We start from the raw sequence: 9,115 nt of genomic DNA, 5'->3' as shown, positions 1-9,115 counted from the left end.
TCAGTCACTTAGCTTAGGCTATGCTCCTTCATCGTGCCTCGTTCAGAATAAAATTTGACTAAATTCGCTCCAAAAGCGAATTCCCAACATAGTCTTAAAGAGTGGTACCGCAGCCGGAATAGTTTTAATGTTGCTGAACAGCATTGATCAAAGCTTCCGTACGCTGAATATTTCGTTCAAGGATTTGGGTCTGTATCTTGTAAATACCGAACCATGCATAGACAATATTGCGGAGCCGATGGTCTTCCAGAAGGTCATCAGCCTGCTGCTGCATAGTCTCAAAGCTGGTTTCATTCATGAAAAACAAGGAGACATGATCGCGCAAAAAGGCTTTGGTGCGGTCATCTTCCATGAAGATTTCATTGTACCGGCTGTAGTGGTCTACAATCTGGTTTTTCAGCTCCATGTCTTCCACCAACCGGAAGTCTCCGGAGTTTTTCAGGGTCTGGTAAGTTGCATCATGGGGGATAAAGGTAGGCATACCCAGTAGTTCACTGAAGATTTTGAAAGGCACAGAATCCCGGCCGGGCAATGTACGGTGAAAGTGCCCAATGATGCTCCGTGCGGTTTGCTGGTTCTGCTGCACAAAGGCAAGGTTATCATTCAGTACTTCTAGGTCAGCCGACAAATCCGCAGCCAGGCTTTCCAGGTAAGTATGGGCTTTTTTCTTTTCCTGCTGCCCCTGTGCCCAGTTGTTAAGCCCAAAGGCGATCAGAATGCCAACCGTAACAATCAATAACTCTCCAATAGCGTATTTCCAATCGATTTTCATAATCTGGAAAATAAGGAGGTTAACTCCCAAAACGCTAGTCTTATAGCTAAAGGCTCCTATAAATTAGACGAAAAGTTTCAGGACAATGCTCTCATCCCAACTCCGGGTAAAAGTCTGGCCTCAATATTCCGGGAACAACGACAAACCCAAAGAGATTTAATATATTGGGAACACAACGACAGCAAGGCGATCCGCAAAGGCGACTGGAAGCCAGTGCTGCCGTCCTGGGGACCGGGCTTTGTAGCACCTGAAAGAAGACCGGTCTGAGCTGAAGGATTTGTCCGGTCAGCACCCGGAAAAAGCAGAGGAAATGCGCCTGGCTGTTGAGTCCTGGGCAGACAGCGTCGGGGTGATGCCCTGGCCAAAAGTGAACGAGATTAGAAAAACAGAGAAATTATGCAGAGAAGAACTTTTATCAAGCAGGCCTCCGCCAGTGCAGCGGCACTTTCCCTGGGTGGGCTTACGGCTACGGCTCAAAGCTACAACCGGATTGTGGGCGCCAACGACCGCGTACACGTGGCTATGATTGGCTGTCAGCGGCGCTTCCCGGGCCTGCTCGCTGGCTTGTCCAACACCGAGAATATTAAGGTCACCTTTGTTTGTGATGTCGATAGCCGCCGGCAGGGGAAAGCAATGGAGCAGGTGTCGAAAGACTTGGGGTATAGGCCTGAGGGCGAAAAGGACATGCGTAAAATTATGGAGCGCGAGGATGTGGATGCCGTCTTTCACGCCACACCCGACCACTGGCATGCTCCGGGCGCAATTCTGAGCATGCAGGCCGGCAAGCATGTCTATGTGGAAAAACCCTGTAGCCATAACCCTGCCGAAGGAGAAATGCTGATCGCCTGGCAGAAAAAAACCGGGCTGCAGGTACAAATGGGTGCGCAGCAACGCTCTTCTCAGGAAAGTCAGGAAGTGGTGATGGCTATCCACGAAGGGCTAATAGGTGAACCCTACATGGCCACCGCCTTTTACTCCAATGCCCGGGGCAGAGTCCCGGATGCCAATATCATCCCTGCACCTGACTATCTCGACTGGGAACTCTTCCAGGGCCCTGCACCCCGCACCGATTTTATTGATATAGTTGGCGATTACAACTGGCATTGGTACTGGCGCTGGGGCACGGCAGAAACCGGCAACAACGCCACCCACGAATTCGATATCGCCCGCTGGGCACTGCAAGTGAAATTCCCGGAGGAAGTGCGGGTCAATTCTGCCAAAAACCACTACAAGGATGATCCCTGGACCATGTACGATACCATGTATGCAACCCTGAAGTTCCCTGGTGGAAAAGTCATCAACTGGGACGGTAAAAGCCGGAATAACAACCCCACTTACGGGGGTGGCCGGGGCACCATCATTTACGGTACAGAAGGATCGGTATTTGTGGACCGTAGCAAGTACATGCACTACGACCGAGGAGGGAAACTCATCACCGAAAAGGTATCCGGCGGTGATGAAGCCGGCACCGCACTCGGCGGCGGTGGAGACCTGACCAGCCGTCATGTCCGCAATTTCGTGGAAGCTATTCGCGGTAAAGCTAAGCTGGCTTGCCCGATCGACGAGGGCGCTATCAGCACTAACCTTTGCCACTATGCCAATACCTCTTCCAGAGAGGGTGATGCCCTCCTTGCCATCGACCCGCAAACTGGTAAATACACGGATAAAAGAATCATGAAAAAGTACTGGGGCCGAAATTACGAAAAAGGCTGGGCCCCGGAACAGATCTGATGATAGCAGTCGGCCGGATTACTTCTTACTTCCGGCCGACTGGTTTTTTATTCTTCCAGATGCTGGTTCAGAAAATCGAATGTCCGTTTTTCTGTCCAGTAATACCCATCGCGGTTCACGGTGACAAAACCAACATGGCCACCCCGTTTTGGGGCTTCGAAATGGAAGTATTTGTGGTCCCTGGCCAGATCAAAGGGGTAACAGCTTTCACTCAGAAAAGTATCGTCCTGCGCGCTAACGAGCAAGGCCGGGTGCTCAATCGTTGGGATAAAGTAGATACTGCTGCAACTGGTCCAGTAATCCTCTGCATCCCGGAAACCGTGGACCGGACCGGTAAAGCGGTCATCAAATTCGCGGAAATCCCGGGGCATGCGCTCCGGAATCTCTAACTGCCCGGGGAACCGGTTGGCTTTCTCCACCATTTTGGCGTTGAGGGTTTGCATAAAACGCTGCCGGTAGTGCCAGTTGTGCCATTTGTCAATTTCGGTATTGGCTGACTTCACATCGCAGGGTACCGAAAAGGCCACGCCTCCCACCAACTCATCCGGGTGGAAACCACCTTCGCCCAGGTATTTCAGAATCACATTGCCACCCAGGCTAAACCCTACCAAACCGATATGCCGGTAACGGCCAAGGCTCAGCGCATGATCAATCACCTGACGAAGGTCTCCAGTTTCGCCAATGTGATAAGAACGCAGCAGGCGGTTGGGCTCACCACTGCAACCCCGAAAATTCAAGCCCAGGGCATCCCAGCCCCGTTCATTGAAGTAGCGAGCCATGCCCCGAATGTAAGGGCGGTCAGCGGAGCCTTCCAAACCGTGCAGCCCGATAATGAGCTTGTCGCTGCCCGTGCAGGACCAGTCGATGTCCAGAAAGTCGCCATCGGGGAGCTCTAAACGCTCGCGGTCGTAGGCCACTTGTGGGACCTTACGGAAAAAGGCTGGATAAATGGTGTTAACATGATGATTGCGAAACCAGGGTCTTGGACGATAAGAAGATGTAGTGATCAAAGGCATTTCAATTTATAAGTTATTCCAATGGAGTGAGCGATCGCAGCTGCAAATTTAGGTTTAAGACGTTATCCCCCAAACGTTGCTGGTAATTTTCCAGGCTGGACCGGGCGGAAGTAGGGTCATCAAAGACCAGCCCGAAGTACAAAGCATAGCCATTTTCCAACTCGTCAAAGCAGCCCAGCCAAACGGCACTTGCCGTAAAACCGAAGCCTTCCAGCTCCCGGATACGGGCCGTCACGGCGCTGTAGCTTTGGTATACCCCTTCCTGAATGATGTAGCCGGTCGAAGTTAGGGGCCGCAGGCGGGAACAATCGTAGGTGTAAGGCGCAGCACCGTCCAGATGCCCGACAAAACCCTCGCTGGAAGCCCCCGAACGCGCGACCGGAGGCACGGTCACCGATTCCGGCTGTGCAGGCTGCAGCGACAGGTAGGGCTCCATATCTTTCCGAATGGGATAGGGCCAGGTAATCAGGGTATCCAATACAAAGGTGATGGGCTGAGTATAGCTTTCGTTGCGTTTCCGCACATCGGCCATTCGTCTGAGGTAGGCTTCCGGGGATTCCTCCTCAATCGTTTTAAGCTCTTGCATTTCCTGATAGAGCACGCCCGAGGTCAGCGCCAGGCAGATGCCCACTGTCAACATCTGATATTTGTAACGCCGCTGGAACCGCAGCAGGTTTTCCGGCTTAAGCGTAGCCATCCATTCCGGGTAGCGCCCTTCGTCGAGCATTCGTTGGAGGTCGTCCTGCCTGAGAAAGTCGATGTTGCTGCGTTTCTGGTCAAAAACATCTTTTCGGGCAGGCGACAGCTGCATCAAGATGGACTTATCTGCGCGCACGATCAGCAGCCCCATGCCGTTATAGATGCACTGATTTTTTAGCTCCAAATAGTAGGGATCGCTCGTGAGGTTAGCAAATACGTCCTCCCCCAGCGCCACCCATTGCTCATCGGCATGGTAGCGTTTAAATTGCTCAATGGCGTAGATGTACCGGTACCGCCTCCAGTTCCGGAACAGCAACAAAAACCCGAAAAAGCCAAACGTAAAAAAGGCAATGAATAAAGCAATCGCCCCAGTCAGTGTCAGCGCCTCCACTGAAAACCAGGCCCGAAACAAGCCAAGCAAAAGTAAACCACAGGCGAAACAAGCCGCCACAGCTGCAGCATCCCAATAAAGGAGGATTTTTTGCTTGCGGTAGCGCACCTCGGCTTTGGTATCGTAGGAAGTCGCCTCGAAAGTCGCCCGAAACACTTCGCCGGAAGGCTGCACAAAGGACAGGAAACCATCGGCTACAATCCCTCCCTTGCCCCGGAGATCAGAGGACAGCTCCCAGCCGCCCTGCCTTTGCCGGAAGCGGTAGTGGTGCTTCAGGTAGCGTAGGGTCGCGGACTTAATGTCCGTTTCGGTAAGCGTTTGAGATTGCCATTCCATGCGCCTATACCATTTCGAGTTGCTGCCAAAGCTTAACGGCTTCCATGGCCGGGCGGACATCGTGCACCCGAAGGATTTTAGCGCCCTGCTGCAGGGCGACCATGTTTAAAGCAGTAGTTCCGTTCAACGCCTGTTCTGGCTTGGTTTTCAGCACTTTATTGATCATTGACTTCCGGCTCAGCCCGGCCAGTAACGGCAAGTCTAAAATTTTGAACAGGTGCATTTGTTTGAGCAGCTGATAGTTGTGCTCCACGGTTTTTCCAAACCCAAATCCGGGATCCAATACAATATCGTGCACATCGAGGGCCCGCAGCTTGCCTACCTCCGCAATAAAAAAGTCCAGCACCGTCTGCACCACATCCTCATAATCCGGGTTGTCCTGCATGGTCTTCGGGCTGCCCTTCATGTGCATAAGGATGTAAGGCACCTGCAAGCGGGCCACTGTCGGGTACATCGATTCATCAAAGGCACCGGCGGAAATATCATTGACGATGGCAGCCCCCGTTCCCACCGCTTCCTCCGCTACCCGTCCGCGGATGGTATCAATGCTGAGAAGAGCCTGCGGAAAAGTCTGATGCAAGGCTTCAATCGCTGGCAGCACCCGCTGCAACTCCTCCTCCACCGAGATGAGCTCAGCGCCCGGGCGGGAGGACATGCCACCGATATCCAGAATCGCAGCCCCTTCCTTTAACATCTGTTCTGCCTGCCGCAGCAAGGCATCCTGACGGGTATACCGCCCACCATCGAAGAAGGAGTCCGGCGTCACATTCAATATCCCCATCACCTGAGGCGATTGGAGGCTCAGCAGTGTACCGCGGCAGTTTAAAGTGAGGCGAGGGTTCAACATAAATGGGTCAATAAAAAGACAAAGGTAATAATTCCACAACCAAGGCCGCACCTTTACCGTTGGGTATACTGTCGTCAATGAGGTTTGGGAATCCAAACCGACATCGAGTGCAGTATATACTGACCGTTTTGGTCTAGTCTTCGCCCAAACCAAAACGCGTCATGTATAGTTTGACGGAAACACCGGAAACCATAGGTCGTTTCTGTCTCCGTTCAACGCAATTCAAACCGATAAAGTGCTATGAGATTTTTTTGGTTTATCCTGGGGCTCGCTGCCCTTGCTGCCTGTCAGCGCTACAGTACGCTGCCTGGCACAGCCACCGATAAAGACTGGAAAGTGAAGACCCTTCCAGCTTCTCCACAGCAGATGGATGGAGACCCGGAAGCGGGCTACGCCTTCATCGGAGGGGGCTCCTATATCGGCTCCGGTGTACCCTTTGAGCTGATGAAAAAACGCCTCTCCGGCACCACCGATACCGTGCTGAGACGAGGTGGTGTCAATGCCAACCTGCCCTACCCCGTTAGTGCTTTCGAAGCAGCCAAGGGCGGAACACTCGTGATGAACGGCAACTGCTTCACTTGCCACGCCGGGGAGATCAACGGGCAGATTGTACCAGGGCTGGGCAACAGCTTTTCAGACTACCAAAAGAGCTTCAAGCCGATGGGCAAGGTGATCCGGGTGGGCGTAGACTTCAAGTACAAAAAGGACGAGCCCGAGTGGGAGGCCTACGAGGACTTCTCCCGCTACTTCAACGCTATGGCGCCTTACATTCAGACCAATCAGCCCGGTGCCAATCCGGCTTTCCGCCTGGCAGAAGCCTGCATGCGCCACCGCGACCCGGTTGACCTGACCTACCGGGAGGCGCCCAACTACGACATGATGGACTACACCATCGCCACCGATGTCCCGCCTCTTTGGCATGTTAAGAAAAAGAACGCCCTGTACTACAACGGCATTGGGCGGGGCGACTTCACCAAGCTGCTTTTCCAGGCCTCTGTGCTGGGCATACCCGACAGTACGGCTGCCCGGGAAGCCATCATTGGGTTCAAAGATGTCCTGGCGTGGCTGCAAACACTGGAGCCCCCGGCTTATCCCGGCCCGGTTGATCAGGCACTGGCGGCGGAAGGGCAGGTCATTTTTGAAGAAAATTGCAGCAAATGCCACGGTACCTACGGCGAGGAAGAGACCTATCCCAATAAGCTGGTTTCACTGGCACTCGTCAAAACAGACCCCATGTACGCCAATTACGCGAAAAACAGCGGCATCGTGGAATGGTACAACAGCAGCTGGTTTGCGCAATCAGAGCCGAAGTCGTACTTTGCGCCCGAGCTGGGGTATGTGGCACCGCCTTTGGATGGCATTTGGGCGACCGCGCCCTACCTGCACAATGGTTCGGTCCCTACGGTAGCTGCCCTGCTCGACAGCAAAAACCGGCCCGATATTTGGGTGCGGTCCGGAGACAGCCGGGACTACGATCACGAGCAACTCGGCTGGGCTTATACGGAGTTGGACAAAGCTAAAGGCGAATGGGCATTTGACACCAACCGCCCTGGCTACAGCAATAAAGGACACGATTTTGGCGATAAATTATCAGTAGGTGAACGCACAGCTGTTATTGAATACCTTAAAACATTATAAATATGCGAATGCTATTGCTTGGGATCGCTTTGCTGGCTGCCTCCACGGGCATTCAGGCACAAGCCCAGGATGTACAGGATATCAAATCCCGGATAAATCAATACTTCACCGCTACCGAAGACAAAGACTGGGAGACGGTGGTCGATTTCCTATATCCGCCGCTTTTTGAGCAAGTCTCCAAAGAAGAGATGGTGCAAATGTTTGCCGACATGAGTGGCAACGGTATGGAAGTGGATATGTCGGGCTACCGCATCAAGCGCATCAGTGCTCCGTTCGCCTTTGAATCGGAGCGATACGCCCCCGTCAGCTACATGGGTACGATGACCATACAATTCACCTCAGATTCTTATAAAACTCCAGAAATGGTTGGCATGATCAAAGGCAACCTTGAAGGCACGCATGGCACGGACGCTGTGTCCTACGATGGCGCCACCAATACCTTTACGGTCCTGGTAGATAAGGTCATGTACGCCATTGCCGACGAGGGGACGAAAAACTGGCACTTCATCGAAAATGATGCCCAAAACCCAATGACGCAGCAGCTCATTCCTGCGGAGGTGAGGGCTCATTTTGCAGAGGAGTAAAGCATCGAATTAAGCTGTTGCCGCGTTATATTGGTGTAAGTAATCAAACCCTTAAACTTATGACGCGGCAGCTTTCTCTCCTGCAGTCCCCGGCATTCCTCCTGAGCCTGGGCTTGTTGCTCCTCAACGATTTTTTCCTGAAAGGCGCTTTTCCGGGCTTGCTTGCCGGTAAATTATCCGATTTTGCCGGGCTGTTTGCCTTTGCGCTGTTTTGGATCGCGCTTTTCCCTGCTTACCGCAAATCCATTTGCTGGGGCATTGCCTTGTTTTTCCTGTATTGGAAAACGCCATTCAGCCAACCGCTGATTGAAGGTTGGAATAGCCTGACCGGCCTGCATTATGCCCGGGTGGTGGACTACACGGATTATCTGGCGCTGCCGGTTCTGATTTTGGCCTACCGTTATAGCCTGGTGTACACCCCTGATTGGAAGGTCCGGGTTCCCTACGCGATTCCGTTCTCTGTAGCCGTTTTTGCCTTCCTGGCTACGAGCACACCGGATGAATATGACCGTTTCCTGGTCCTGGACGAGACCTACGAGCTCTCCTATGGGAAAAATGAATTTGTACCGCGGGTGGATGCTGCCGACAGCTTGTTCATTGAGCATGGATTGCCGCTTTCCGAAGGGTTGGAACCGGATACGGTAAACATCAGCTACTACGCGGCCCACTGTGGGGGCTATCAATGGGCGGACATTATTCTTATCCCCCTCAACGATAGCCTTACCAACCTACAGGTCATCGGGCTGTACTATTGTACGGATGATCAGCAGCGCCGCCCTCTGGCTAAGGCGGAGTTTGAGCGGCAGGTGATTGATAAGATTGATTAGCGTTTTTACCAATTGCAGAGATCGGGGATAACGTGCGACTTCTACGAAGTCGTTCTCCTATGGTATTGCAAGGGTTACTAAGGTGTGACTTCTACGAAGTCTTCCGGAGTTTTATACCATCTACTCTGGTTTTAGCTTGCTTAAAAATTGCAGAGATCAGGGGATAACGTGCGACTTCTACGAAGTCGTTCTTCCATAGTGTTACAGGGGGATACTAAGGTGTGACTCTACTGGCTGTGCCGGGCAGACAGGTTCTACGAAGTCTTCCGGAGTT

Annotated in this window: 8 protein-coding genes; 4 read left to right on the top strand and 4 right to left on the bottom strand. The window is 52.7% G+C overall.

Annotated elements, in window-relative coordinates; translation table 11 throughout:
* Nucleotides 1-124: 124 nt before the first annotated feature.
* Nucleotides 125-772 carry a DUF6090 family protein gene (locus tag MRY86_RS22680; RefSeq protein ID WP_293563544.1) on the bottom strand — a complete coding sequence of 216 codons (648 nt, stop codon included), beginning with the start codon at nt 770-772 and terminating at the stop codon, nt 125-127.
* Between the two features lie 396 nt (nt 773-1,168).
* On the opposite strand from MRY86_RS22680, the gene MRY86_RS22675 reads away from it, so the two are divergent.
* Nucleotides 1,169-2,503, top strand: a complete 1,335-nt coding sequence (locus MRY86_RS22675) for a Gfo/Idh/MocA family oxidoreductase (RefSeq protein WP_293563543.1) — start codon at nt 1,169-1,171, stop codon at nt 2,501-2,503.
* A gap of 47 nt (nt 2,504-2,550) precedes the next feature.
* Here the strand turns inward: MRY86_RS22675 and MRY86_RS22670 are convergent, their stop codons facing one another.
* The 3 genes from MRY86_RS22670 to folP are packed head-to-tail and all read right to left on the bottom strand — an operon-like array spanning nt 2,551 to nt 5,792.
* The gene (locus MRY86_RS22670) at nt 2,551-3,519 is read right to left on the bottom strand and encodes an alpha/beta fold hydrolase (protein WP_293571962.1); all 969 of its coding nucleotides are present in this window, start codon (nt 3,517-3,519) and stop codon (nt 2,551-2,553) included.
* 13 nt (nt 3,520-3,532) lie between these two features.
* Nucleotides 3,533-4,945 (bottom strand): hypothetical protein, encoded by a 1,413-nt coding sequence (locus MRY86_RS22665; RefSeq protein WP_293565848.1) that lies wholly within the window; start codon nt 4,943-4,945, stop codon nt 3,533-3,535.
* 4 nt (nt 4,946-4,949) lie between these two features.
* Entirely contained in the window at nt 4,950-5,792 is an 843-nt protein-coding gene (gene folP / locus MRY86_RS22660; RefSeq protein WP_293565850.1) for a dihydropteroate synthase, read from the bottom strand.
* Between the two features lie 240 nt (nt 5,793-6,032).
* On the opposite strand from folP, the gene MRY86_RS22655 reads away from it, so the two are divergent.
* The 3 genes from MRY86_RS22655 to MRY86_RS22645 are packed head-to-tail and all read left to right on the top strand — an operon-like array spanning nt 6,033 to nt 8,841.
* A complete protein-coding gene (locus MRY86_RS22655; RefSeq protein ID WP_293565852.1) occupies nt 6,033-7,430 on the top strand; it encodes a c-type cytochrome in 1,398 nt (465 codons plus the stop codon).
* Between the two features lie 2 nt (nt 7,431-7,432).
* Entirely contained in the window at nt 7,433-8,014 is a 582-nt protein-coding gene (locus tag MRY86_RS22650) for a hypothetical protein (protein WP_293565854.1), read from the top strand.
* 59 nt (nt 8,015-8,073) lie between these two features.
* Complete coding sequence (locus tag MRY86_RS22645; protein WP_293565856.1) at nt 8,074-8,841, top strand: hypothetical protein; 768 nt, start codon at nt 8,074-8,076, stop codon at nt 8,839-8,841.
* Nucleotides 8,842-9,115 lie beyond the last annotated feature (274 nt).

This window comes from Phaeodactylibacter sp. (assembly GCF_022763345.1).
GTDB lineage: Bacteria > Bacteroidota > Bacteroidia > Chitinophagales > Saprospiraceae > Phaeodactylibacter.
The sequence above is the reverse complement of the archived record's forward strand: the minus strand, read 5'-3'. Positions and strand labels throughout refer to the sequence as shown.